Consider the following 26429-nt stretch of genomic DNA (forward strand, 5'->3'; position numbering starts at 1 on the left):
CGCGAATTGACCTGCCAATGTCGGCGGTCGCCGATAACTGACATTCACTACTTTGCAAAGCGACTGACAGCTGCGCCCACATACCTGGCTTTGATGAGGATGTGGACCTATCAGCCTTAACGGACTGAGGGCTGTGACTCGCCGGTGACTTCTCTCACCAAAAGCGAATGAGAACTGCCGACCCAACGTCGCCGCTCGATTCGCAGAAGGCTATTCGCTCGCTCTCAAGTCATATTGATCGCTCATGACGCTGCAATGGCGATTGGTTATCTACAGGCCGAAAGTGAACGCCCTTCTCGCGAAGCGCGCCTCAGACTGGACTGGCGCGGCGAGGCGCACGCCACGAAAGGACTCGCTCTGTTGCAAGGCTGCGCTGCGACGGTCGCCAAGATCGACCAGCGCGTCCAGAACCTGCAGCAGCTTGCGAGCCAGAGCAGCTGGCAACGGATGCTGTCGGTCGGCGTGCGCCTGAACCAGAGCAGCGATCGCGGCTGGTACCGAGGAGCCCTTCCAGCCAGAAGGCAGGTGCCCATCGACGATCTGCGTCATCACTTGGTCGGCGAACGTATCGGCCGGGTAGGCTGCACCGGAACGTTCGCACAGCGTGACAAACTGGCGCGCGACGTAGGGGTGCCAGCCGATGGCGCGCACCATACGATCGACCAGGGGCATCACCCGGCCAAGGTCGTCCCAGCGGCCGTTGGCGAAACGCGCGGCGCCGGGGGCGTGCTCGACGACCACGAAGAGCAGCGACTTGACCAGCTCAGGGAGCTGGAAGCCGCCCATGCGCCCGTCGTTGTACTGCGAGCGGCGCAGGTCGTCGTGCTCCAGCGTTCGTTCGAGCACGGCTTGCAGCAGCTGTAGAGTGTCATCCCGGATCTCCGGCCCATCCAGGATTTCGCCGCAGACCAGCGACAAAGCGAATGGCGCGAGCAACCGCATCGCAATCTCGTCGGGCTGTGCAAAAATCGGTCCTAGCAACCTCTGCAAGGTCTCGTCGCTGGGAAGATGGGGTGCAACGCTTGCGATCGTCCGACCCAGCTGGTCCTCCCACTCGTAGAGGTTTCCATCGCCACGTTCCCGCCCCCGGCGACGCTCGGTTCGCCACGCCGGGTTGATTGTGTCGAGGGTCCAGCCGACAAACGCCTCGAGGGCGTCCACATAGTGCGCACGGCCCTCACTCGCCATGACCGCCGCCACCAGGACTTTCTGCAAGACCTTCGCAGCGTACTGGCTGTCCCACAGATCGTCGGTACTATGCCACCCGTCTTCCTCGCACCCGTCAAGAGCCTGCGGATTCTCAGCGTCCGGCGTAGCCCGGACCCATGAAGGCCGTGGACGCACCCAGGCAGGCAACGGCCCTTGCGCCCGGTACTCGTCGAGAACCGCTGCCAATATCGCGGCCCGGCGGTCCGCGTCCACCCGCCGCCGCACCTCAGCGTCGAGCCGGTAAATATCTCGCCTGCTTACGAGCTGCGCCAACCGCAGCCCGAGGCTCAGGCTGCACCAAGCGAACCGCGCATCGCGCTCCCAGCAACCGACGACACCGGCCAGCGCAACGAACGAGACCGCATCGAGCGGGTGCGCGATCAAGCGATAGAGTGATTCGCGATCGTCAGGATATTCGCGGGCCGACTTGATACGTGCGGCCAACGCATGCGCCACGAAGATCTTCGAGTGCCAAGGGATCACCGATCCGGCAAACATGTCGTCGGACATTTCGTCCTGCGCAACGCGGAAGCTTTCGATGGTGTCATTGGCCCAGACCTCGTTCCCGCCAGCATCGACAAAGCAAATCACGGCCGCTGCCGTTCCCGCAATGGCCCCTTCCGTGAATCCGCTGCCGGGCATAAACGATATTGACCTTCCTGCAGTGGCCGTTTCCGTTAGCTCCTTTGCACGCTCGATGGCCTCATCCACCGAGAAGCCCGGCGCCCAGCGGCGAGACGTGAAGCACTTGTCCACCCACAGCCACAACTCCATCTCGCGCGTCACCTGCGCATGGTGCTGCAGGGACGCTTGCACCTCGGGAGCTTCGTGCCGTGAACTGCTCATCGAGATCTGAACTACATCGTCACGGCCGGGTACCGGCTCAGCGGTGTAGTTCTCGATATGGCCCAGTTCGGACCATAATTCGGCCGTGCGGCGCAGCTCGGCCACATGTTCGGTATCCTGTTCCTCTTCCTTGTAGGCGAACTCCAGCCTGTTCTGGAAGTCGTCCAGAGCCGCGCGACACGCGTCCCGCAGGGTCGCATTGCCACCGAGGACAAAGAGCGGCACGAGGTCGCGCAGTTCTAAGCGGCGCGACGTTATCTGGTTGCTGTCCGCGACCGCTTGTCGGTGCGCCGAGTCGGTGCCTCGATTTTCGAAGCCGATCAGCCCGGCGCTTTGCAATTGCTGCTCCTGGACCATGCGCTGTAGGTCGAGCCGCCAAAGCCGGAGGCTACGCAGAAGGGCCAACGTCGATGGCGACACTTGCTTGGCTCGCAAGGCGAGATGCACTGCAATCCCCAGGATGCCGATGCTCGTGTGCCCTTGCAGCAGCTGTTGCAGAACTTCGTCCAGTGGGCGTCCGGCATCGAGTTGTGCGATGGCCCAGCGCTCCAGCGTCATGAGCGCGCACTCCACGACCTGCGGCCCGCCATGGCCACGGAACCAGAAATAGTGTCGGTCGTCTCCCCAAAACTCCTGTTGCCCCCACGGAAACACCAGTACAAGCGGCAATGGTGTCGCGTTGCCATGCCTGTGGCGATGTAACTGACGCCACGCCATGGTGGCGTGGTTCGTCACGTCGCGGATCAGCGCGAGCGCTGTCGCCAAGTCGTGCATGAACAGCGAGTGGAACGGCTCGCGCAACGGCGAGGCGGGGAAGAAGCCCTGGTGGTCGCCGCCGATTGACAACCGGTCCCAGTCGTGCTGGGAGAACGAGTGGTGCATGATCGACATGCTCGAGAGCGCGAGCTTGTCCCATCGCGATCGGTTCTCCGGCGGGATCGCCTCGGCCTCCTCACGCCGGCGCCCCTCTTCACGCGCTTCGCGATGCCATCGTGCCGATGTGTCGTCCGGTAGCTCCATCATGAGCCAGCGCCGGGCTACCCGCGCGAACTGCGCAGGATGCGTCTGCGCCAGCACCGGCGCGTAAGTCATGAGTTCGCGGAATGCACTATCGGCCCAGCGCTCAATTGTCTCGACTTTCGTGAGATAGGTTTTCGCCACATCCGGGTAAGCGCGCGCTGCGCGCAGCACCAACGCGCGTAGCTCCGTCTCCAGCTGAGTGGGGGCGCGCGGGCACGGCGTTGCATCGTTTTCCGGTCTGCTGTACCTGAACCGGCGGTCCGCATGCTCATCCTCGATCGCGTGCAACCAGGTTGCGCACTGCGCCACGATACGCTGCGACACTGGGTTGGGGTAGTCTGCAAAAGCGATCTGCCAGGTTTCGAACAGCGTGACGAGGTCACCCAAGTGTTTGTCCGGGATCGAATCAACTTGCTCGATCGCCCACGTGAGCAGGCGGCGCCATGCCGCGAAGTCTGAAGGCCAGCCTAGTGAGTCTGCGATACGGATACGCGCTGCGGCGTCGAGATCGCCGCCGATGGCTCCGGAAAGCACCATGGGGTTGGGTGTCGTCTTCTCGGCCTGCATCCACACTAAGAGCTTTCCGAAGAGCCGGTGTTCGTTCGCTGCCAATGCTGCAGCGAATATGTCGACGTGCTCGGCGAAGCGTGGGCTAAAAACGGGCGCCACGAGCCAGGCGCGCAACCACTGTGGCCTCACCTGAGCGCGCTCAAGCGCGAGTAAGTCGAGCGGCCATTGATTAGGAATTGGATAGGTTGCCTGCGACAACAGCTCCACCACCCGCGCCAGGGCCGGCGGTTCACCGGCCACGGTCAGGGCCGCAATCCAGTCATCATCCTGATCCTGCAGCAGGTGGAGGAACGACCACTCGAAGAAGATGTCGTGGCTAAACTGCGCTATGTGACCCGTACGTACCTGCTGTACCAGGCCGTCCTCCTCCAGCGCTGGGAGCACGTCCCGCGTCGCCGCCGACAGGTCACGGATGCGGACATTGCGGCCCAGGTCGGGCGCGCTGCGCTGAGCAAGCTCGATCAGCCCCCGCTGACGCGCTAGGGCCTGGGGCGCATGGGCGTCGTAGCCGCCCCGCTTCCACCATGCCTCCACGAGGTCCACCTCCGACTGAGGCGAAAACCCGGACGGGTACGCAGCCCGCGAGAGCCCCCGTGCTAACACTGCAGCGAAGAACGGACGACGTGCCAGTGTGCGCACGCGCTCGTTTCCTCCAGTCAGGAGTGGCTGCAACGCAGGCAGCGAATCGGCGAGTGAGCTCGCCTCTTCGTCCGTCAGATTCTCCACATCAACATAACCCACGCCACTGCTAGCGAGCAGCGCAGGAGGCACCCAGTTACGCAGGGGCTCGATGCCGGCGTCCCGCGCCGTGGCGACCACGCGCCAGTCGGAAAGTGCCGGGTTCGTCAGAAGCTGGCCGAGCAAGTCGTTCACGATCGCGCGCTGTTCCGGTGCGATACGGTCAAGACCATCGATCAGCAGCATTGCATGACCGGTGGCCGCGACCTCAACGAGCAGTGGCTCGATCGAGGTATTCGCTAAGCCCATGGAGCGGGCATGCTCGGACCAACAGCGACCGGAGAGTCGGTTCGCGGTGAGGAATAAGGTGGTTCCATCGGCGACGAGGCCTTGCACTAGGTCGCGCAGCAACACCGTCTTGCCAGTACCGGGTAGTCCTTTGATCAGCGTCAGGCGGTGGGTCGCCATTTGCTCGGCGAGCTCATCGCGCAACGTCTGGCGCGCGAGGTGCATGCCACCGATGTCATCGGGTTGCTGGTCGAGCCAGTGGCGCGTGCTTTCGCGCAGCGTCTGCATGTCGCCGGCGAATGCAGGCGCCCCAGTGAAGCGCCAGCCAGCCAGCGCGCGCACCAGTGATGCGTGGGTATGCACGGCGCTGCAGCCCGCGCCATCGCGCGCGAACTGGCGCAGCACATTCCACAGGTCGCCGGCACGCCCCACTTGTCCCGGAACCAGGGCGCGCTGCAGGCTGGCGATCGTCTCCGCTTCGTACGTTGATCCCGCGTGAAGAAAGTCAAACCGGATCAGCACCAAGTGTGCTAACAGGCGGTGCAGTTGATCGTCGGACAGCGGCGCACCTGTGTCCTGCGCAATCGCGCGAACCGCTTCGGCCACGGCGCTATGAGTGGCCGAAGCGTTCCCGCCATCGACAAAACGATGCATGAAGGCCGCAGTCGTGTCCGAAGCCCGCGCCCATTCGCACACCGCCGCGAACGCTCGGGACGGGTCTTCTGCCACCGACCCCGTGACCGCCCCGACGCGGTCCACCTGCTCGCGAAAGTCGAGCTTCTGCAGTGTCTGCCAGCTACGCTTGATCACATCTCGAAAGTCGCTGTTGGTCGCCGAACCGGAAATGGTGAGCGAACGCTTGACCTGCAGCGACAGCCGCATGACCGTTCCATCCGCCAAGGAGACGGCATCAACGATCACGTCGTCGAGCGGTTCGCCGAAGTCCGCCTGCTGCTGAGCGACCCGCTGCACGACTCTCGCGTCGAGGGCTGCCGCCGTCGTGCCACCGACCATCGCCGCGAGGTAGTGCGCCGCGACTGCGTCTTCGTAGGTAAATCCGGTACCGCCGGTAAGTTCAGATGATGTCATGCGTTGTCAGTAAGTCTCGTCGGATTATCATCGCCCCACTTGCGACGCTTCGCGGCATCGGTCAGCAGTCGTTCAGGCAATCTAAAGGTTCCTGCGTGCGGGCAATGTTGGCAATACCTCTAAAACCGGTCATCGAGCCCGGGAGGCCACTTGCATCTGGATGATTGCATCTCGGCAGAAACTGTACGTTGGGAGCTTGGTTTTCACCGACCGAAAACGCTGCTAAGGCGTCATTCACGCCTCTTCCAGAACAGCCCATGCAGAGCCCGCCCGTGGCGCCAGTTGCTGTCTGTCTTCAACCTCCTCAACCATTGATAAAAACGGTTATCAATGGTTGAACGGGGTGGCGTTTGGACTTGGACTGGCCTACAATAACCTAACTGTTGGGATTTTATGAAGGTCTGTACGCACCGGGGTTTGCTGATGGCAGTCCTCACCCGCAACGAGCACTGCCCGCCCCATGTGCATGTGGGCTCAAGCGACTGGGAGGCGCGCCTGGAATTCAGCTTCTGGCACGACGGCGTGCGATTGATGGATGTGGTTCCCGTTCACCGCCAGCCCACGGTCGCTGTGCTCGAAGGATTGCGCCAGGCCTTGAGAACGCCTGCGCATCTGCGCCGCGCCCGGGTCTGCTGGTGGCAGGCCGTGCAGTCCGTCTGTTTGGTCAACCAGCTGTGGGATCAGGAGGCCGGGGAGGTGGCGGCCCCGCAGGACAAGCGGCCCGGTGCGCGGCTCATTGAGGCAGCAGCCTTTGATGCGCAGCGCTACCGGACCATGTTGCAACTGAAGGGGGCCAGAAGCCCTGTGGAGATCGCGCTATGACGACGACCGTGAAAGTCCAGAGCCGGTTCGACGAACCGGTGACGCAGGAATCGTTGGCCAAGGCCATCGCGCGGGGCCGCCAGCGCGGCGGCGAAGGCATCCATGCCACGGCGCTGCAGTATCTGCCGCAACTGCAGTCCCTTTTGTTCGGCTTTGCCGATCACAGCGCCGTCGCCCTGCCCGTCAGGAACTACCCCGAACTGGCGGCGCTGGACGACGCCGAGCTGCAGGCCTTGACGCTGGGCTTTGGCGGCAGCGCCCTGTGCCTGGAAACCCGCGACCTGCACATCTCCATCGCCGGCCTGGTCTCGGCCAGCGCTCCACTGATGGACATGGCCGCGACCTTGATTGCCGCGCGCAATGGGCGTGCAACCAGCAGCGCCAAGACGGCGGCAGCCCGCAGCAATGGCCGCAAGGGCGGGCGCCCCCGGCTGGCCACAGCGCTATAGACCCATGCCAGGCGCCGCACCCCCTCCCCTGAAGACCCGCGACCTGGCAGCGCCCGCCCTGGCGCGCGCGCTGACCGCGCCCGAGTTCGCCCGCCTGGCCGAGGTGCCGCCCGAGGCCCAGTGGTTTGCGAATCTCGACAGCGCCCAGACAAGGCGCGCCTACCAGGGCGACCTGCGCGCCTTCATGGCGTTCACCGGCATTGTTCAGCCCGAGGAGTTCCGCGCCGTCACGCGCGCCCACATCCTGGCCTGGCGTGCCGAACTCGAAAAACAAAACCTCGCTGGCGCCAGCATCCGGCGCAAGCTTGCCGCCCTGGCTTCTTTATATGACTACCTGTGCGAGTCCAATGCCGTCACGCACAACCCGGTGCGCGGCGTGAAGCGCCCGAAGGCCGAAACGAGTGAAGGCAAGACGCCGGCGCTCGGCGACGCGCAGGCGCGCGCGCTGCTCGGCGCACCTCCAAGCGATACGCTCAAGGGCAAGCGCGACCGGGCGATCCTGTCGGTGCTGCTGTACCACGCGCTGCGCCGCGAAGAACTCACCAAGCTGCTCGTGAAGGACTTCGCCCAGGAGCGCCGGGGCGTGCCCCATTTGCGCGTGCAGGGCAAGGGCGGCAAGCTGCGCTACCTGCCGGCGCACCCGCACTCGCTGCGACTGGTCGCCGAGTACCTGGCCGCCAGCGGCCATGGCCAGGAAGCGGACAGCCCGCTGTTCCGGCGCACCCGCGCGCCCCGGGCCGGCGCGCTGGCCAGCGCCCTCACGCCGGGCAGCGTGTACGCCGATGTCGTGGTGCGCTACATGGCCCAGGTGGGGATTGCCGGCGAGAACATGGGGCCGCATGCGCTGCGCGCCACGGCCGCGACCAACGCGCTGGAGCACCAGGCCGACATCGCCAAGGTCCAGGAGTGGCTCGGGCACGCGAGCATCAGCACGACGCGCGTGTATGACCGGCGCGGCTCCCGGCCCGAGGATTCACCGACCTTCAAGGTGGCTTATTGATTCTGTATGTAGATGAGATTCGTCTTCGCAGCTTGCACGCTCACTGCGGCAATCGCCTGTTCTGACATTTCCCCTGTCCACCCGCATGCCCTCAAGGCGCTCATCCGAGCCAGCCTTGCACCTTTCATCGAACAAAAAAAAGAACCCATGAGAAAACGCGCCTCCACCAAACCCTCATCCCCGCGCAGGAAATCCCACTTCATCTATGCCCTGGTGGCTCTGGCGATCGGCCTGTCGGCCCACTCCTGCACCGACCTGCCGGTCGGGCGCCAACTCGAAGCGGCCGGCGCCAGCGTGCAAACGCTGGCCGGCGACCTGGGCGCGGCGCTGCGCACCTACGGCCGCACCTCGGCCCCTGGTGCCACCGAGTCCGCGCCTGTAGCGCGCACGGGCGGCGCGGCGGCAAGCCCGGCCACGGGCGATTTTTCAGCCTGCCGCCATTTCTTTGCCAGCGGCCGTCCGCCCGTGGTCGCGCCCCGGCCGACGCATCGCGCACTGTGCTACGACGCCTTTGCGATCCTGCACTCGGGCGAGAGCAAGACGGCCGTCTATGTCGCGCAAAAGCTCAACCGCGCTTCGGTGGCGGACGCCGATGAAAAACGCACCAACCGCTTCTTTGCCGATGCACGCCTGCGCGAGGCCGAGCGGGCCACGCTGGAGGATTACAAAGGCAGCGGATTTGACCGTGGCCACCTCGCGCCGGCCGGCCAGATGCCCACGGCGCAGGCGATGACCCAGAGCTTTTCGCTGGCCAACATGGTGCCCCAGGCGCCCCAGCACAACCAGGGCACCTGGCGCGTTTCGGTCGAGGATGCGACCAAGAAATACGCCGGCCGGGCGACTGGCGACGTGTATATCATCACCGGACCGGTCTATGCCCCAGGCATCGCCCAGAGCAAAGGGATCGGTCCGGGCCAGGTGCGCGTGCCCAAATACCTGTTCAAGCTCGTGTACGACGAGGACAAGAACCGGGCCTGGGCGTACTGGCAGCTCAATGACAACGCGACGCGGGGTTCCGCACCGATCAGCTATGGGGAACTCGTCAGGCGCACTGGCGTTGAATTCTTGCCGGGCGTGAATGCGGGGGATTGAGCGGCATGGCGCCTGCCCTGGCCTTGCTGACCTGTCATCGTGCCACCGGCGCCAGGAATCACCGGCATTGTGAAGTTTCGTCGTGCGCCCTTGCTTTTTTCAAACGACCGTTTTATTAACGAACTCATGCCTGATCGTGTTTTGCGAGTGACTGCAAAAGACTGATTGCGGCTGTAGACGAATCGAAACTGCTTGCTCCAGACCCGACATTGGAACCAGCAACTTGACCGTCAGCAATGTGCCGACGATTTCGGTGACTGCGGCACCCGCAACCGACCAACAGCGGTCGCTCGGTCGGGGAGCCCGGATGACTCAATAAGGCTGTGAGCTGCCGGTCGACCGGCGGCCGACAAATGACCGCTGCGAGGACGAGCAGGCAGTGAAATTCTTCGAGGCGATCAGTGTTGTGTTCCTGATAAGCTTGTCGCAATGTAACTAAAGGTACGGAGATCATGTGGATCGATACGACATTGGCGACTTGCTGGCAAAAGTTCCACTCGAAGAAGTAGTTACACGACTGGGGATTGAGACCGAGCGACGCGGCGGAGTAACTCGGGCGCTCTGCCCGTTTCACCAAGACACGCGACCGTCGCTGAATCTCTATTCGGCAGACGGGAATTCGCCTGCTCACTATCACTGCTTCGCCTGCGGAGCCCATGGCATCGCCATTGACTTGGTCAAGCAGGTTGAGGGACTGGAGTTTCTGCCGGCCGTTCAATGGCTAGCCCGGCAGTTCAGCATCAGACCAATACGTAACCAGGCATCGCGGCGCGCCGGGCGCGCGGGTGCAAGCGAAACGGCTCAGGAGTTCGCGCAGCGCATTTTTAACGCGCGGCACGACGTAGAGCAGTTCCAAAGCTGGTGCGACGAGCGCGGTTTCGATCCCGCGTTTTTGCATGGCCAGGGCCTACGCTGCATCACCCGCGGCGTGTTGGTCGAGAGTTTGCAAGCAGAGCCAGTGGGCGAGCGCGCCGGATTGATTGACGAACTTCAAAGTCTGGGTCTGATCAAGCGTTTGCGCTCGTATTCCCCGGCCGCGCAAGGCAAGCTAGACCTGCTCGACCAGTTCCAGGACTGCTTTCATGACGGCCGCGTCGTCATTCCGATCCGCCGTGGTGAGGCCAAGCGGACCGAGGTGGTCGGATTTGCTGGACGCGCCTTGCAGAGCGCTCCACCCGAGGGCGTGCCCAAGTACCTACTCACGCCGGGCTTCGAGAAGTCTGAGTACCTTTTCAACGAGCCCGAAGCATTCAGGGCTGTTGCTCAGGCGTTGAAGAACAACGAGTCAGCAAGACTCTATCTGGTGGAGGGCTTCCTGGATGCGCTACGGCTGCAGTCCCTGGGACAACCGGCTGTCGCGCTGATGGGTATCAGCCTCGGCAAGGGGCAGTTCGAGCGACTGACGAAGCTCTCACAGAAGATGCCAGGAACGGCCCCCCTCGCGTACTGCATCTTTCTCGACAACGACCCCGCCGGTTTTGGCGGCGCAGATCGTTTGGCGCGCGGATTGCTCGGTCTTACGGGCGTGGACATGCGCTGGGTGGGCATGCCCTGGCGTACAGAGCCCTCACTGGGCAAGGATCCCGACTCCAGTCTGCGTGGCTTGAGCACGCCGGAAGAGGCCGCTGCCTGGTTGAAGCGCTACGACCTGCCTGCTGAGGCGGTTCTGCTCGCGTCAGCCCTGGGAAGTCAAGATGCCTCCGAGCTTCAATTGCCACGCTGGGACAAGCTGGCCGCGACCGCGCGCGAACGGGCTTTGTTCCGGACAGTTCTGGCTGTCAGCAAGCTGCACGGCCGTCGCTCGCCAGATAGCGTTGCGGCGCGCCTCAAAGAAAGCGCTTGGGTCTGGGCCCAAGAGCTGCACGCCATGATGGGGGACCCTGGCGGCAGTGCGCGTCCCAACAGTCGCGGCATGTATCTCGATGAAAGCTATCCGCGCGCTGCATTGGCGCGCGCCTTGGCTTACCACGGCTCGCGCCGGGGCGAACTGCCCTCCGATGACGAGGCATGGCAAACCTTGAGTGGCAACGAGCGCTTGTTCGATCAGACGGCCTTCGCGCGGCTTCGAGCCACGGTCGCCGATGCGAAGCCGTGGCGCCAAGCCGCACTACTCGATGCCGTACAACTACCTCGTAAGTTCACGGCTGATCCGAAGGTACTGGGAGATCCCCGTCTCAAGGTCATGCCGCATCCGGCCGATCTGCACGTGCAGCAGCTCCTGCTCAACGAACTGTTGACGCAGCGGCATGACCGCCTGGCCGCCAGCGGCGGTGTCTTCTCGGATGGCATTCCCGCAGTGCGTTGGTATGCCTCGCGGCAAGCGGTGGAGGTAACCGGACCGTTTGACTTACTCAATGAGCCCGACATCGAACGCGACGAGCCCGAGACCTTGAGCTTCGGCTATCAGGTTGACATGGACGTCTTGGAAGGGGACAAAACCCCGTCAGATCAAGGCATGTTCCGGCCGTTTGGACAATGCTGGCGCGCGTTCATGGCATGCCTGACCGACCAGTGCCATGCTATTGGACCGCGTGTGCACGTATTGCGCCTTGATGCCAAGCGCTATTACGACTCGATCCAACGCTATTTGGTGCGGGATGCTTTGCTGACGCCGTTGAAAAGTGCATTGACCACGCACGGCGTGCCAGAAGGGTTCCGGGCCATATTCGGCTTTCACGATGCAGATGCGCCGAACTGGGACGCTGCACTGGAACGGTTGGTGAGCGGATTGGTATTCGAATACGAGTACCGAGATCCTGGGGCGGTAGGGGCACCTCGACAAAGTGATGCGGTCATGGGCATTGCGCAAGGGCCCGTGTTGTCAGCCTACCTTGGGACGATTGCATTGTTTCCGGTGGACGAGGTCGCCCGGAGGTTCATGCGCGACACGGCGGAAAGATTGCCTGACGGGCAGTGGCGACAGCGTGCGGGCTACGCACGCTATGTCGACGATATCGTGCTGTTCGCCGACAGCCAGGAATTGCTAAAGAAGCTACGTGAAGTTCTACAGGCCAAGTCTTCAGAACTTTCCATCGATTTGATCCACAAGGGTGACCGGGTTCGGGCGGGCTCTCCGGACCAAGTCATGCGCCAACTCAACGAAGGGCGCGGCCTCGCGGCATCTGTGCCAGCCTGGGAGACGCCCATTGTGGGCGACGGCGACTCGGATTGGAGCCTGGGCGACGACATGCCCCAAGTGGACCGGCAATGCGCCTTGCAGTTGCTGCGACACCCGGGCCTCATCGGTGACCCCATGCTCATTGCAACGCAGGTGAAGACGGCGATCTCAGCCCCCGATCTTCGCCCCAATGACCTGGGCCTGTGTGCCCGCTTGTTATGGTGGCAAGTCGCCGCAACGGAACTGTGGCCCGATGGAAAAGCCGCTTGGCACTGCTTTGAAGGCCTGTGGAACGAAGCATGCGCGGGCCAGCCATGGGTCGACGCCTTCAAGCAGCGCGGCTACGACTTGCTTTACGCCGTGGAAGGCCTGGACAAGTTGATGGATCCCAATCCGTGGCAAGCCAACGGGCTGCTGCTAAAGGAGCGCGATGAACACCGCGCCAAGCGCGTGCATCTGGCTGGCCTCGTTTGCAAGCCAAGCTTCTTCGTCGACGTGAGACCCGCCGAAAACCTCGAGCATGTGCGAAGGCGCGCTCGCCTGGTAGCGCGAAAGGCTCGGAGGCTTGCACACGCCGGCGCAGCGCTCGTGCCGCCAGATGTGCACGAGGAAGAACGCCTTACGGCCATTGAATGGCTGTGTCAGGCAAGCCAAACCATCGCAGCGAACTCAGACCAACATCCCGTTGCGGCACTACGAGACCGTCAACCGGCTCGGATACCCGGTGATGACCTGGCGCATGCGGTCATTGAGCAGTTGAAAGGCACGCACCTCCTGTCGAAAACCAAGGAGCAGGATTTCGCACCCTCAGTGCCGACCCACGGGGTTTCGGCTATCGCATTGGCGATCGACTTCATCCTTGACAGTTCGCCAAAGAGGACTGGCTTGCAACGGCTCGCTCAGCAGTTCCCGGGGCTACTTTCCGGGAGAGACGTCAACGGTAGACAGCTGATCTCGAATTTGCCGATCACCGGCGAACTCAGCTCGCTCTATGCCATAGACCCTGAGCAGGCAGCCGATGGCACAGGCAGACATCTGTACCGTTACTCCGAGCGTGGCGCGTCAACGAGGGCGCCTACTAGCGTCGATCTCGTCCAAGTGACATCGACCACTGAGCTGCAATACGCATCCGAGGTCCAGTCGTATCGCTTTGTGGAAAGCGCGTCCGACGCCGTTCGGCTTGTCGTCGACGTAAGTGAGGGTGCGCAACGCTGGGATGATCTTTGCGCACTGGGTACGACTGAGGTGGATGAACCCATCACCCAAAAAGCGGTGCGCTTGTTCTACGCCCTACTGTCCATACACCAATACGCGGCCGGAGAGGACAGCAAGGATGCCTACGTCCCCTTCAGACCGCAGCTGTTCAGTCAGGGGAAAGCGCTCACATCAACTCTGCATCTGCTTGCTGATCGCGTCCCTAGAAAGTTGCTAGGCGCAAGCGCTTGGTACCACGACCAAGATGATCGGGTCGCATCTGTGATGGTGCCCAAGGAGCGTGCAGATCTATGGCGCGTGGGCTGGGCCGTGGCTGATGTGTTGGGTGTGGCTGCCGACATGTCGGGCGAGACGGGCGAGCGCGACGAGCAACTGGACGACCTTGGCGAATCGCACGGTGATCAGAGCGCCACCGAATCATTTGCGGCGCGCGCCAAAAAGGAACTGGAGGGTTACGTTCTGCGTCAACAGCTTCGCAAGCTGCAAGGCGCTTATCTTTCTGAGGCACAGATCGAGACGGAAACGGTGACCTCGCGCGATTTGCCGTCAACGGTGCGCCGGGCGCTAAAGTTGCTGCGCACCTATCCATCAGACCAGAACTTGCACGCTCAGGTGCGGCATTTGCTGCTGATTGAGGCCGAGAGCCGCGCTATGGCCCTGCGTCTGCAAAGACGTAGCGCCGATGACTTGCGTCACGCGCTGCACCGGGTGTTTCCGGATGTGCTGGCGCGATTGCCGCTCTGGTCATTGCAAGGGCTGGAACTGGAGCGTCCGGCGGAACATGAGAAACCTTTGCGGCCCGAGCTGGCACTGATGGTTTCGCTGTACCGTGCAATGTATCCGGCTTCCGCTTCGGCATCGGCCGACGAGGTCGACAAAGACTCGTTCCTTCGCGTGGCGCTTGCGCTCGCGGCTGTCGGTGTCGGTCTGCGTGGCTGCGTGGCTTCACTTTGGGGGGCGTCGGTCGCCTCAGGTTCGCACCCCATGGCAGAGCACCTCAACGTGCCGGCCAGTTGGGCCATGCCAGACGCGGTCCGCCTTGATCCGCAAGGCGACTACCAGGCTATGCGAAAGAGGTTGCTTGACGGCGATTGGGCTGCACTTTGCAAAGCCAGTCCATGGCAGTGGATGTTGGCCTTGATCGGACTGCTGGACGCCGGGTACGCGAAGGCTTTCGATCCGGAGGCAGTCGGAGCCAAGCCATTGAAAAGTGTGTACTCGTTCCTTTGTGCGTGGCAAACCGAGTCGGGGAGCGTGGAAGACGCTACCCACATCGAAGAGTCGGAGCGGCGCTGGCCTTTTGATGCTTTGCCAAGATTCACATCAGAGCGCTGTGATGCACTGATGCAGGAACTGCCAGAGGCGTTATCTGCGCTTGATCAACTGTGCGGCATGCGCGTGGTGCGGGTAGAGGCGGCCGCGTTTGGGCGCGGTCGAAACACCACTGAGTTTGTTGATGCACGTGGCACAAGCTGGCAACTGACCAAGCCGCAATTCACCAGCCTTTACGACAACACGGTGGAGCAGCGCCGGCCCGCGCATGGTTCGCGGGCTCTCAAGGTCTGGACGGAAACGCGACGCACCTCGGACAACGATCTGCTGGCGGTGCACACATTGGACGCCAAGCTAGGGGGGTGGTTCCAGTTGGCATCAGTGCAGGCGGACGATGTCGAAGTTTTGAAGGCTGTTCCTGCCAAACCAGATGCTGTCGAAGAGGGCTTCGTACCCGTGAAGGCTGAACCGTCAATCGGCGACAATATGCCGTCAATGCCGTTACCTTCGGTGGCTGGAAAGCCACTCGGTGCGTCAGTCAACGAGGGCTCGACGCCAGTGCCTGTAGATCATTTGCGTGAATGGCAACTAGCGTCGTGGAAACAGCGTTTTGGGGTCGCTAGGACGAGCGCAGACAAAGATGCTGGGGACAGCAGCCATTTCCGCATTGCGCTTCTCCAGTGGCGAATTACCGACAGCTACGCACATCCCATAGCGGAGGCAGGCCTCAATGGATTACCCCTGGGGCAGTCGTCTCTGGAAGAACTGCGTAAGCAACTGGCGGGCAATTTCAAGGACTTGAACAAAGCCGCAAAGCGAGGAGCAGAGTTTCATTGGGGAAATGCCGAAGGTGTCATCTCCTGGCCAGAGCATCGGCGGCGGGTTTTCCTTCGCGAGGCGTTGAAGGCTTGCCAGCATCTGAACGTGCAGTTGCTGGTACTGCCTGAGGTTTCGGTACGGCTGGATACCGTTACGTGGTTGAAGAAAGAGTTGCGCCAGTATCCTGATTTGGCTGTGCTGGCAGGTACCTACCGACATTTTAGCGACAAGGTCGACTCCGAACATTTGATGGAGAAGCTGACACTCCTGTGGCAGCCCAACGACGAGTTGGCTGAGGCCTTGGGGGTGAAGGGGAAATCTGAGGTGATTCAGTTTCAGCGTGGCAAAAAGTACCGCGCGGTGGCTGCCCACGAACTGTTTCGACCGGATGTCAGCACGCTTGGCCCTTTGTTTACGGAGGAGCGCCTTCTGGAGACCCTGGAAGGCGAGCGTAAAGGCGGCTGGTCAAGTAGTCAGTTGAAGGCGCTTATCCCAGCGTTGATCCATGCGCCGAACAAGCTGCGCTATTGCATGGAACTGATCTGTTCCGAGCTGTTTCTGCTCACGAGCCCTGCGAACCGCATACCCTTGCAGCAAGAACTGGCGAAAGTGCTGAAGCACTTCAGCGATGACGCAAGCGTCGCCAAGAAACACGTAGACGATGACTTCGAAGCGCTCGGTGAGTTGCTAACCGTGGCGCAGTCAAATCGAGAGCGCCGCTCAGTATTGCTGGTTCCCGCCTGTACGACCCGCAGCAACGACTACTGGCACGCCGGTCAAGCCAGTGTCTTGGCCTCAGGTACTGCCACAGTTTTCTGCAATACAAGCAATTTGCATGGCGCTGGCGGAAGCTGCTTCATCGGCATCGACTCGGTCGTACCGCAGAACGGGCACCATGCTGGTATCGTCCACCTCCTGACGCCGTATCACGGGTGGCACAAGGGCATTCTGCAGCCTAATGGGAAGGGCGCCTTATCCAAGACAGATCAAGCGCTGGTTGTCGTGGATCTCGATCCAGTTCATGTGGTCAGCGGCAAGCCGCGCCCCCAGTTGCTGCCCGAGCCCATGTCTTTGGTGGCCTATCTGCCAATTGTGGAAGTGGTGAACAAGCAGGAAAACGCCGAAAACTTGTCGACCGCATTGAAGGATGTGTTGACGCCCGAGGGCCAGAATGTGCTCCGCCGTTTGCTGAAGGCAAAAACGTTTCCGGCGCCGTGCGGCCCTCTGCATGAGCGTGGCGCATTCGGCAAAGCCTTAGAAGAGTTGCTGGAGGCCAAGAGGAATGGCGAGTTGAAGCCAGACGTCGGTGGCGAAACTCTGGACACGTTCGCGGCCCTTTTCGGCGACGCGAGCGCCGTACGAGAGCGCATCATGGCGTGGCTGAAGGATCGCCATCAGCAACCAGCGCCTAAAGCTGGCAAGGAACAACTGGAGCCAGCATGGCTGGACTTCCTCGTCGCGGATTTGACCTGGGAGGCCCACGCGGACGACGCCCCTTCAATTCGAGTCCCGGCATGGCGGGCTGATCCCAGTCCGACCAAGGCGACGTCCGGGGGAGCCTAGTCTGGGTGATCGTGAACAAGGTTTTTTCGATCAACATGGGATGAAATCCGAACGACGAATGGTTCGGCCGCAGCAACCATTTATGCATTTCGCGAACGACTGTTGTTCGGCTCAAACGGCATGGTCACGGCGTTACTGCGGCTGACTGCAATCGCTGGAGGCTGTGTGAAAACGCTGGGATCTTGTCTGCCTGGGTGATTCCCCGCGCGTTGACGCCCATATGGTTTCATTGATGGGACGAACACATGAAGCGATACATTCAAGGAAGGGATCGCAGTCAAATCACGTTACCTGGGCGCCTGGATGACTACATTGGACAAGACAATCCAGTGCGCGTGGTTGATGCATTCGTTGATGCACTCGATTTGGCAGAGCTCGAATTTGCGCGGATGACGCCCGCAGTGACCGGACGTCCGGGCTATCACCCCGCAGTGCTCCTCAAACTCTACCTTTACGGCTACCTCAACCGCATCCAGTCCAGCCGGCGCCTGGAGCGGGAGTGCCAGCGCAACATTGAACTGATGTGGCTTATTGGCTGCTTGACGCCTGACTTCAAGACCATCGCCGATTTCCGCAAAGACAATGGTGCGGGCATCCGCAATGTGTGCCGCCACTTTGTGATGCTGTGCCGGGAACTGAAACTGCTGACGCAAGCTGTTGTGGCCATCGATGGCAGCAAATTCAAGGCGGTCAACAACCGTGAGCGCAACTACACCTCCGGCAAGATCGAGCGGCGTGAGCGCGAGATTGACGAAAGCATCCAGCGCTACCTGAACGCACTGCAAACCCTCGATCGCACCCAGCCCGCCGAATTGCCAGCCAAAACAGAGCGCTTGCAGGGCAAGGTTCAGAAGATGCGTCAGCGACTGCAAGAACTCAAAGAGATCAAGGCGCAGGTAGAGATGCAACCCGATAAACAGCTATCGTTGACAGACTCGGATGCGCGGGCGATGAGCACCCACAGCATGAAGGGCACCGCCCTGGTGGGCTACAACGTGCAGACGGTGGTGGAGACCCAGCACCACCTGATCGTGGCCCATGAAGTGACCAATACCGCCAGTGACCGGGCGCAGTTAAGCAAACAAGCGCGGGCCGCACTCGAGGCCATGGGGGTGCGTCAACTGCAAGCCCTTGCCGATCGCGGCTATTACAGCGGCCCCGAACTCAAGGCCTGCGAAGACGCGGGCATTGCCGCCTGTGTCCCCAAGCCCATGACTTCCAATGCCCGGGCGCAGGCGCGCTTTGGCAAGGACGACTTTATCTACATGGCGCGTGATGATGAATACCTGTGCCCGGCGCGTCAACGGGCCATTCACCGGTTCACCAGGGAGGAAGATGGCCTGCAGATTCACGTCTACTGGAGCAGCGCCTGCCCAGCATGCCCGATGAAAGCGCAATGCACCACCAGCAACTACCGGCGCATCAGGCGTTGGGAGCACGAAGCGGTGATGGAGGCGGTGCAGCGCCGCCTGGACCGCCAGCCCGAGGCGATGAAGGTGCGAAAGAGCACCGTGGAGCATGTCTTTGGAACGCTCAAGCACTGGATGGGCTGGACGCACTTTCTCATGCGCGGCAAAGCCAAGGTGGCAACCGAAATGAGTCTGCATGTTCTGGCTTACAACCTCAAGCGGGTGATGAAAATTCTTGGCATTGCCGAGTTGCTCAAGGCCATCACAGAGGAGGGCTTGAAAGCCCTTTGTTCACTTCAATGCCGACAGGCAATTCAAGCTCGGGCTTAAAAGCAATAGAGCCCGTGCGGAGGAATCTTCAGTTCGAATTCGTAAGCAGATCCAGACCTGTCGCCTCGACGTTGACAGAGCGTTCTCACCGCCAATGCGTTTTCACACAGTCTCGCTGCATTGCAGTCAGTGGTTCAATGCTGCAAACACGCCCACTTGACATAACGCCCGGCGGGGAAAACGCCTCAGGAGTGAAGTGCCGCACGGTAGGCCCGGTTCAGCCCGGCCGCCACGGACTCCAGACGCTTGTCCAAAGTCCAGATCAAGGTCTGATCGCTCAATAGCGCCGAAGCCAGCAGGCTCATGTCAACGAAGCCACACCCCCGGCCGTAGAGGCCCCGACGCTCGATCAATTCCAAAATCTCATCCGGTGTCGCAAGCGGCCCGCTTTCAAGTTCGGCCAGCATGGCAATGATGGCGCGCCGGTTCGGAGGTGTCCCGCAGGCCACTTCCGTGACCACATAGGGGTGGCATACGACCCTGCCGTCTTCGAGCAAAGCGGCCAAGCGCTCATTGCGCTGCTTGAAGTGGCCCACCCACACAGAGGTATCGACCAGTACGTTCATGAAGCGGGCGCGTCTTCGCGCCGGCGAGGCGCGAGTTCAATATCAGGCGCCTGCCCGCCCAGGGCCGCCAAGCGACGGGCCGCCTGGCGCTGAATGAACGCCTTGACGCATTCCCTGATCAGCTCGGACTTCTCGATCCCCGGCTCGGCCAGTGCCACGGCCCTGGCAAAAAGTTGATCATCAATCGTGAGTGTGGTTCGCATGGTCAGCCTCGTGCATCAAACATGACATCATTTTGCATCAAATAATGACAATAGAAAAGAGCATTGACCGTTGCCTGCCCCTGCGCTCAACCTTCTTGAGGTGAAATCAACGCTGCTTTCGTGGCTGCACGACAAGTCAGTTCGCCCTGGGCTCGCGCGCCTCTGAAAGGCGCAAACGCACCCGCTTTCTGAACTCGCGCGCCGCCAGCGCCGCGAACTCGGGCTTGACCTGGACACGGTCCTCGAACGCTTCAGCCAGAGCCTGCTGGACCGGCTGCGCGTCGGCCAGCCCGCGCAGCGCCTGGTCCAGCTCGTGCGCCGAGACGCTGCTCCAGCGGTCAAAGAAATGGTCGTACACGCTGCTGCGCGAGGGGAAACCCAGGCTCTCGAAGATATCGCCCTGCGCGCGGCTTTCGGTGAGCCCGGCCTTTACTTCAGCCACCTGCTCCAGCAGATCGTCTCGCACGGCGGCGCTGTCACCCGGCCCCCCATGGAACGACAGCTCCCACAAGGCGGCCTGGATGAAGCGGCCCAGGGTAATCTGGCGGTGGATGACTTTCTGGATGGTTTTGCCGTAGTTGCACGAGTCCATGTCTTCCTCGCAAACCAGCACCTGCGCTCGCACACGCACGGGCAAATGCAGCAGCTCGCGAACCGGCGTGAGGGACACGCCCCACTCGATACGCTCGTTTTTCTTGTGCATGACGTGCCCATCCTCAACGATGTCGGCCTCCTGCACCACGCCCACGCCATGAAAACGGAACCGCCCTGCGCCTTCGAACTCCTGCGTGGCGCTGTCGAGCGTCCAGACCTGGTAGAGCTCCAGGTACTCCAGCCGCTCCCATGGCTCCTCGGTGGGCGCGGCAGGCCCCTTTGCGGCCTCGGCGCACAGCTCGTCCACGAACTCCTGACGGTAGACTGCCCGCAAAACGGGATTGGGCTCTACCAGGGCGAAGATGTCGGCCAGCGTCACATCAGGCGCGACCTCCACGTCGCGGTAGAGGAATTCGTGCGCCTGCTCGGTCACGTCCTGCCACGTCCACTGGCCCGTGTCGTTGGCCTGGTCGACGACCCACTTGTGACGCTCCAAGCGAGGGCCGGGAAAAAGTTTGAGTTCTGTCATCGAAATTTCTTCACAGGAAACCCCGGCCTTTCAGGCCAGGCCAGGCACGGCCTTCTTTCGCATCGCCCGTCGATCACAGGGCCGGGCGCGGTCGGACTTCAATTATCAGCCACAGGACCGGAGTCGGGGGGTTGGTTCTATCCCGGCGCAGCCTCTGGCGTTGTTGCATAAATCGCCTGCACCCCTCAACGGGTTGCAGCCCATCACCCACTGACCCTGCTGGTGCTTGCGTACACCAAACCGGGCCATCCGGACGAATGCCAAAAGCTGATGAACCAGGTCACCTCCGAGCTAAGCCGTCTCACGAGTGCTGACTGAGGACGACTGGCTGAAGTGCTGCCGGTGACTTGCCCGCACAATACCGGCAGCTACTGCCAACCCATCCCATCCCATACCATCCCATGTCATGCCAGGCTCTGCTTTGGCAGCTTCAAGAAATAACTGCGGGCTCTGGACTTGCCCGGCACTCATTGCGCTTGACTCTCCACGCCCTTGAAAACCGATTCCATCGAAAGCTGGCAATCAATACTGGTAAGCGAAAGCACCCCAGCCGTGCTCTGGTCCGTCAGCAACCACGCGCCGGCATCGACCAGGGTAAAAACCTCCACCTGCCGCTTCGCGGGATCAATCAGAACGTACTCGCGCAACGAGGCCAAGGTGCGATAGGCAACGAACTTGTCTCGCTTGTCATAACCCCTGGTGCTGGGAAATAAAACCTCGACGATGAGCCTGGGGTCGGTCACGATTTGTTCATCACCGGCTTGGGCTTTGCCGCAAGTCACCATCACGTCAGGGTACAGCACCCCATCGGCAACCTGCACCTTCATGCTTTGTGCAAAGACCTGGCATCCGGTGCCATCGAGATGGTCCCCGATGCGGCTGGCCAGGTTCAGGATCACGCGGTTATGCCGGGCAGTTCCTCCGACCCTTGCAAAGGTTTTTCCGCGAAAGCACTCATGCCGCTCGGGCTGATGCGCCTCCCAGGCCAGGAAATCGGCCAAAGTCATTTTTTGCAAGGAAACGGCCATGCACCACCCCTCTGAACAGCACGCAATGAATCCCATCCTACGTGCCAGAATCGCGTTTGAAAACATTCCGCAGCAAATGAATGGATCAAACTTTTTCAAGCTTGGCCAGCTTGAGAGCCGCTGTCCGGTACGACCATGTGGTCGAACTCAGCCAAGCCAGGTGGCCCTGCCAGACCGTGACCACCCGATTGCCGGCCGGCAACCGGCGCAGCACCTTCAGGTCATTGATCACCAGCTCCAGCATGCCCGGCGTGGCCTCGGAATAACGGATCAGCCGCACCAGCGGAACCGTCAAGGCAGGCTTGCCCCCAGGCTTTGCCGCCTGCAGCGCCCAGAAGTCGCTCGACAGCACCTTGTTCCTGGCCTTGGTCAGCCGCAGATTGAATTCATTCCTGAAGTTGTGGATGCACAGGCACTGCACCGACCCACGCGTGTCTGGCACCATGCGCGCGTCCATGAACAGGCCCTCGCGCAAAGTGGTCAGCACCTCGATGATGGCCAGCATCTTGCGCATGTTTTTCTCCTCCACTTCCTGGCGCTGCACGGCGGTCGGGGTGGGAATTTCAGGCACGAAAAAATGCTCGTAAGGCTGGCCGCGCAGTGTTTCGAGGTCTGCCATGACGCAGGGATCGGCATCGGCCGGCATGACCCGCAGCAGCCGGATCGCGTTGGGCAGGCCCGACAGGGCAAACCACTCGGTGCTGCCCTGCCAGGACTGACCGGTCTCGTCCCGCAGTTTCATGCGAAAGCCGCCCAGGCCCTTGTGCAGCATCCGCTCGACCTCGTAGGCGCGCTGGTAATTGGGCAAGCGAACCTGGATGGATCGGTCCAGCGCGATGTGCCTGGCCTCGGGCAACTGCCTGACCCGCTGGCCCGGATTGCGGCTCAGCCCGATCTTGAAGCGTGGCTCATCAATGTGAATGAGCAGGTAGACATAACAAACCTCCGTGAGACTTCGCGCCCTGCGTTCCTTGCGCAGCGCTGGCGGCTTGTCGCCCGCATGAAGCGGCGGGTCTGCAGCGTCTCGCACCCAGGCTGTTGCAGTGCGGGGAGTCGATGGGCTCATGACAGATTCCGATAGGTTGACTCAAGCAAGGCACGCCATGGCTCACCGGCGCGCAAGTCCTGACCATGAACAGGCAAAACCACCCGTCCCCGCCGCCGGCCAGGCACGCGCCTCCAGCCAAGGGTGCGGCGGGTTGATGGGACAATCAGGATTGAAAAAAAGCATTTCACACCTATTTTTTTCATCCTGGATGACATTTTAGAACCACAAATGTCATTTTGACAATTATTTTTTCACTCTAGGTGAAATATTTACATGGAGCGTGAATTGATCAAGTGCCACCTGTCCCGATTGATGGGCGAGCGAAAGCTCAAGATCAGCGACCTGGCGCGTGACACCGGACTGCACCGCAACACCATCACGCTGCTGTACCAGGAAACGGCGACCCGGGTCGATCTGGAGGCGATAGAAGCGCTGTGCAGGTATTTCCAGGTGGGCATTGCCGACTTGCTGGAGATCGTCGATGCCCCCGCCGCCTAGAAGGCCCAGCAGGCACGCATGAAGAAAGTGCCGATCCATGACCATGGCCGTGCCCCTTCTTCATGCCGGGCTGCACTTTGCGGCTCGATCGCCGCCGCAACCGTTCGAGCTGGCGCGAGCCCATCACGATCTGGCCTTTGGCGCAGGGCACGGCCTCGGGAAGGCTGGGCAGGGGAGACGGCAATCACTCGGGCCACTTGCGCAGCCCTGCGCGAATGACAGCGGCTTGACCCGGCTGAAAAATTCGACCACGATGTCGCCTTCATCGGCAGGGTCAATCAGGGAGCCAAGAAATGACAGTTGCCAGCGACCGCTTTCGCGGGCAGCCAGCCAGTCCTGGCAGATGTACAGCCCATTGCCCCCCATCCAGGCGAGGAACCAACCATGCTCAATGAACACACCCAGGTCGTCCTTGTTCGCCCCGTGCCGGGTCTCGGCTTGAAGCCCGGCGATGTCGGCGTGGTGGTGCATGTCCATGGACAGGGCCAGGCCTACGAGGTCGAATTCCTGAGCCTGGAGGGCCGCACCATTGGCGTTCAAACCCTTGACGCTGGCGATGTGCGTGCGGCTGGCGGCCCGGCGGCATGCACCTGAGCGGCTGGCAGCCTGCCTGGCGATGCCCGCCTGGGCGGCTACCCAGTGCCCTGAACACTTCGCCGCAGGCGCAGCGCCCACCGTCACCAACCCCAGGCTCAAGGCGCGCGGTCTGCTTCGAGGCCTTCGCCGTGCTGCATTCGGGCATCAGCCGCACACCGCTGTATTCAGCCGAGCACCTGACGCGGGCCAACCTGGCGGTGGCAAAAAAGCTGTCGAGGAAGGACTCCTTTCATCCCGAATCCACCCTGCCGGCGCAGGACCGCGCCGAGCTGAGCGACTATGCGCGCTCGGGCTACGACCGGGGCCACACCTGTCGCCCAATGCCGACTTCGCCAACCGGTCGGCGCAAGCCGAGAGTTTCAGCCTGGCCAACATGGGCCTCTAGGCGCATGCCAACAATGCCGGGGTGTGGGCCGGCATCGAGGGCGCGGCCCGGCAGCTGGCGGCCCAGGAGGGCGAGATCTACGTGGTGTCGGGTCCGGCCTTCATCGGCAGCGGCATCCAGCAGGTCGGCAATGTCCTGGTGCCCACGCACCTTTGGAAGGTGCTCTACAGCCCGAAGCAGCAGCGCGCCGGCGCCTATGTCGTCACCAACGACGAGACGCGCGAGTATTCGGTCGTCTCCGTGTCGGATCTGGAGACGATGGTGGGTGTCAAGCTGCTGCCGGGGTTGCCCCGGCAGGTGCGCGATGGCGGCATGGACTTACCAAAACCCAGCGCGCAGCGCGGCAAGAAACCCAGGAGCCAGCAGCCGGAAGAACCCAAGGAAGAGTTCACGCTGCGCGACTTCTCGCGCGGCATCATCGACGCGATCGGGCGCGCCGGCAAACACCAAGGATCACAGCCATGACCGGAAAATTCAAGCCGTATGCCAACGAAGCCGATGTGCTGCGCATCGGTGACCTGGAGATCGAGAACCGGGTGGACCGGGTGTCGCTGACCGGCGACGTGGTGCTCACCCGCGACCAAGCCGGCCTGGCGCTGGCCAGGCAGCTGCAGGTGCTCATCGGCGGCATCGTCAAGGCGCTGGAGGCGCTGGAGGCGGAAGAGCAGCTGCCGCAAACCGTTGAACTCAAGGCAGCCCGGACGGTCACGAACCCGTTCGCCTGAAGACGGCCCGGTCACCCGCCGGACCCGCGCACTGAAGCAGCTTGAGGGTCACGCTCCAGTAGGCCCCTGGTGCTCGCGCAGCAGCCCTGCCTGGCCTGCCATCCGATGCATGCCCTGGGCGCGAGCAGCCATTGCGCGTGCCTTGGCGATGTAGGGGGCGTCGCCCGTTTCCAGGGCATCGGCGATGAAAAAGGCGATTTCATCCTCATTGACCAGCGCTGCGGCAGGGTCATAGGGGGTCAGTTTTTCGTCCATCTTGTTCACTCCATTTGCAAAGTCCGGGATCGGCGGCCGAACCCCTGGCAGCCCGTCGGGGCCAAGCCTTGAGGCAGCCCGGCGCTACGGGAACCCCGCCTTCGCCAACCAGCCAGGCTTTGCGGCCTGGCTGGCGCTCCCCCTGCGGACCGCAAGGGTGACAAAAGGCGGGCGGTTCCTCTTCAAGCCTGAGGCGCTGGCATGCTCGCCGCCGCCCCCGGCGCGGGCGCTAGGGCCGAACCCGCTAGCTCCTTTTCGGCGGCCGTCAGCAGCTTGCCCAGGCTGCCCGCGAGGTGCTCGTCCAGATCGAAATCAAACCCCTTTTCCTTCGCCGCCAGCTCGATTTTCTTGAGCCTTTGGGCCAGCTCTGCGGGGCACTGGAACTGGATTTTGACGGTTTCCGCCTTCTTCTTGAACACGCTCATGCTTGACTGCTTTCATCAGGTCTGACCACGGCTGGCCGACATCGGCCAGCCTTCTCACAAAACCGATCTGCCTGGGCAGATCGGGCATCACTTCGGCTTTCGAGCGGCTTCGTTTCCACTCCGAGGTGATCAGCGAACGCATCTTCTTGACCTGCTCGCGCACGCCGGCAAAGCCGGGCGAGCGCCAGATCGAATGCGCCAGCTGCTCCAGTTCCAGGTTGCGCCGGCCCCGGATCGCGCTCACCAGCGCGGTGCGCAATTGATCGTGCCGCTCGCGGCTGTAGCGCCAGCTCCAGCTGGGCGCTGCAGCACCGGGCCGGGTCAGGCGAACCAGCTCGTAGCCGGTGAGCCTGACCTTGTCCAGGCGCGGATCCTTCCACGCATCGGTGGCATCTAGCGTCTCTCCGGGCGCGAGCAGCACCAGCCAGTGGATCAGCTGCGTGTCGGGCTCCAGGTAGCCCATCCAGTGGTAGGCATTTTCACCGGCCTTGCGCCGGCGCGCCTGGGTGATCTTGGGGCGGTTGAGCGGGTAGCGCTCGCTGAGCTTGTGGGTCAAAAACGGCAGCTTTTGCGCCTTGCAGCTGCCCTGGATGTACTGGGTGCAGCCGCCGCGCACCTTGTCGGCGATGCGCTGCATGAAGGCGGTCTTCTTGGAAAATATCCAGGGGTTCTTGGGGTTCCACTTTTCGACGGGCATGGGGCAATGATACCGAAACAATAGTTGAGCTGGTAGCGGGTATTCCGGTATTAAAGAGATTCCAAGCTGGACGCTGGCGGACCCCCGGAA

The 26429-nt window shown here is 62.1% G+C and carries 16 protein-coding genes and 3 pseudogenes; 11 read left to right on the top strand and 8 right to left on the bottom strand.

The genetic code is table 11. The annotated features are described in order from the left end of the window. Positions 1–270 precede the first annotated feature (270 nt). On the bottom strand, positions 271–5700 hold the full coding sequence (locus PNAP_RS24525; protein ID WP_011798570.1) for an NACHT domain-containing protein: 5430 nt from the start codon (positions 5698–5700) through the stop codon (positions 271–273). 423 nt (positions 5701–6123) lie between these two features. Between PNAP_RS24525 and PNAP_RS24530 the strand changes: the two genes are divergently transcribed. The 6 genes from PNAP_RS24530 (at position 6124) to PNAP_RS24555 (ending at position 18789) form a co-directional block, all read left to right on the top strand. Beyond that, positions 6124–6522 (top strand): DUF4160 domain-containing protein, encoded by a 399-nt coding sequence (locus PNAP_RS24530; RefSeq protein WP_232290875.1) that lies wholly within the window; start codon positions 6124–6126, stop codon positions 6520–6522. Further along, a complete protein-coding gene (locus PNAP_RS24535; protein WP_011798572.1) occupies positions 6519–6971 on the top strand; it encodes a DUF2442 domain-containing protein in 453 nt (150 codons plus the stop codon). Before PNAP_RS24530 ends, PNAP_RS24535 begins: the two co-directional genes overlap by 4 nt. A gap of 4 nt (positions 6972–6975) precedes the next feature. Further along, on the top strand, positions 6976–7971 hold the full coding sequence (locus tag PNAP_RS24540; protein WP_011798573.1) for a tyrosine-type recombinase/integrase: 996 nt from the start codon (positions 6976–6978) through the stop codon (positions 7969–7971). A gap of 147 nt (positions 7972–8118) precedes the next feature. Beyond that, positions 8119–9063: a DNA/RNA non-specific endonuclease gene (locus PNAP_RS24545; protein ID WP_157040565.1), complete on the top strand. Its 945-nt coding sequence runs from the start codon at positions 8119–8121 to the stop codon at positions 9061–9063. A gap of 454 nt (positions 9064–9517) precedes the next feature. After that, positions 9518–17050 (top strand): CHC2 zinc finger domain-containing protein, encoded by a 7533-nt coding sequence (locus PNAP_RS24550; RefSeq protein ID WP_011798575.1) that lies wholly within the window; start codon positions 9518–9520, stop codon positions 17048–17050. 245 nt (positions 17051–17295) lie between these two features. Beyond that, positions 17296–18789 carry an IS1182 family transposase gene (locus tag PNAP_RS24555; RefSeq protein WP_011798576.1) on the top strand — a complete coding sequence of 498 codons (1494 nt, stop codon included), beginning with the start codon at positions 17296–17298 and terminating at the stop codon, positions 18787–18789. Between the two features lie 185 nt (positions 18790–18974). On the opposite strand, the gene PNAP_RS24560 is transcribed toward PNAP_RS24555, so the two are convergent. From PNAP_RS24560 to PNAP_RS24590, 5 genes are all read right to left on the bottom strand, one after another. Beyond that, positions 18975–19355, bottom strand: a complete 381-nt coding sequence (locus PNAP_RS24560; RefSeq protein WP_011798577.1) for a type II toxin-antitoxin system VapC family toxin — start codon at positions 19353–19355, stop codon at positions 18975–18977. Next, positions 19352–19558, bottom strand: coding sequence for a type II toxin-antitoxin system VapB family antitoxin (locus tag PNAP_RS24565; protein ID WP_011798578.1), 207 nt, complete (start codon positions 19556–19558; stop codon positions 19352–19354). The genes PNAP_RS24560 and PNAP_RS24565 overlap by 4 nt, the downstream gene beginning before the upstream one ends. Before the next feature lie 136 nt (positions 19559–19694). Beyond that, a complete protein-coding gene (locus PNAP_RS25375) occupies positions 19695–20681 on the bottom strand; it encodes a hypothetical protein (RefSeq protein WP_011798579.1) in 987 nt (328 codons plus the stop codon). Between the two features lie 467 nt (positions 20682–21148). Beyond that, positions 21149–21709: a Uma2 family endonuclease gene (locus PNAP_RS24585; protein WP_011798580.1), complete on the bottom strand. Its 561-nt coding sequence runs from the start codon at positions 21707–21709 to the stop codon at positions 21149–21151. A gap of 85 nt (positions 21710–21794) precedes the next feature. Then, positions 21795–22775, bottom strand: coding sequence for a GIY-YIG nuclease family protein (locus PNAP_RS24590; protein WP_011798581.1), 981 nt, complete (start codon positions 22773–22775; stop codon positions 21795–21797). Positions 22776–23042: 267 nt separating this feature from the next. On the opposite strand from PNAP_RS24590, the gene PNAP_RS24595 reads away from it, so the two are divergent. The 5 genes and pseudogenes from PNAP_RS24595 (at position 23043) to PNAP_RS24610 (ending at position 24962) form a co-directional block, all read left to right on the top strand. Next, complete coding sequence (locus PNAP_RS24595; RefSeq protein ID WP_041377830.1) at positions 23043–23255, top strand: helix-turn-helix domain-containing protein; 213 nt, start codon at positions 23043–23045, stop codon at positions 23253–23255. 384 nt (positions 23256–23639) lie between these two features. Further along, the gene (locus PNAP_RS26595) at positions 23640–23849 is read left to right on the top strand and encodes a DUF4926 domain-containing protein (protein WP_083758115.1); all 210 of its coding nucleotides are present in this window, start codon (positions 23640–23642) and stop codon (positions 23847–23849) included. Continuing rightward, positions 23840–24106: pseudogene (locus PNAP_RS28205) on the top strand (DNA/RNA non-specific endonuclease); the annotation flags it as partial. The gene PNAP_RS26595 and the pseudogene PNAP_RS28205, both read left to right, overlap by 10 nt. Positions 24107–24255: 149 nt before the next feature. After that, positions 24256–24702: pseudogene (locus PNAP_RS28210) on the top strand (DNA/RNA non-specific endonuclease); the annotation flags it as partial. After that, complete coding sequence (locus tag PNAP_RS24610; protein ID WP_011798584.1) at positions 24699–24962, top strand: hypothetical protein; 264 nt, start codon at positions 24699–24701, stop codon at positions 24960–24962. The pseudogene PNAP_RS28210 and the gene PNAP_RS24610, both read left to right, overlap by 4 nt. 72 nt (positions 24963–25034) lie before the next feature. On the opposite strand, the pseudogene PNAP_RS24615 reads toward PNAP_RS24610, so the two are convergent. Together PNAP_RS24615 and PNAP_RS24620 are read right to left on the bottom strand one after the other, a co-directional pair. Further along, positions 25035–25217 (bottom strand): annotated as a pseudogene (locus tag PNAP_RS24615) (transcriptional regulator); the annotation flags it as partial. Between the two features lie 312 nt (positions 25218–25529). Further along, positions 25530–26339, bottom strand: coding sequence for a hypothetical protein (locus PNAP_RS24620; protein ID WP_011798586.1), 810 nt, complete (start codon positions 26337–26339; stop codon positions 25530–25532). Between the last annotated feature and the right edge of the window lie 90 nt (positions 26340–26429).

The organism is Polaromonas naphthalenivorans CJ2 (assembly GCF_000015505.1).
Classification (GTDB): Bacteria; Pseudomonadota; Gammaproteobacteria; order Burkholderiales; family Burkholderiaceae_C; genus Polaromonas; species Polaromonas naphthalenivorans.